General features: G+C 62.2%; 1 protein-coding gene. It reads right to left on the bottom strand.

What is annotated here, in order from left to right:
* The coding region (hemH, locus tag MKZ91_RS31530) for a ferrochelatase (protein WP_336174951.1) at nucleotides 1-550 on the bottom strand (550 nt) is incomplete at both ends.

The raw sequence follows: 550 nt of genomic DNA, 5'->3' as shown, positions 1-550 counted from the left end.
CACGACGTGCTCGAGCACGGCCATGCCTTCGGCGCTGTCGTTCAGGCAGGGGATATGGGTGAACTTCTCGCCGCCATTGTGGTGGAAGCTCTCGGCCGCCTGTTCGGCGATCTCCTCCAGCGTTTCCAGGCAGTCGGAAACAAAACCGGGGTTGATCACGGCAATGCGCTTGACGCCATCCTGGGCGAGCTTCTCGACCGTCTTGTCGGTGTAGGGTTGCAGCCATTCCTCCGGTCCGAAGCGCGACTGGAAGGTGACCTGCAGCTTCTCCTTCGACCAGCCGAGCTTTTCGCGCAAGAGGCGTGCGGTCTTCTGGCATTGGCAGTAGTAGGGGTCGCCCTTGTCGAAATAGCTCTTGGGGATGCCGTGGAAGGAGGTCAGAACCACGTCCGGCTCCCAGTCGAGCGTCGCCAGATGCCGCTTGATCGAGGTCGCCAGCGCATCGATGTAGACGGGGTCGTCATGGTAGGGCGGAACCGTGCGCAGCGCCGGCTGCCAGCGCATCTTCAAAAGCGCCTCGAAAGCCTTGTCGTTGACAGTGGCGGTGGTG

The sequence above is a fragment of the Ensifer sp. MJa1 genome (assembly GCF_037026475.1).
Classification (GTDB): Bacteria; Pseudomonadota; Alphaproteobacteria; order Rhizobiales; family Rhizobiaceae; genus Ensifer.
This window is presented reverse-complemented; position numbering and strand designations above follow the sequence as displayed.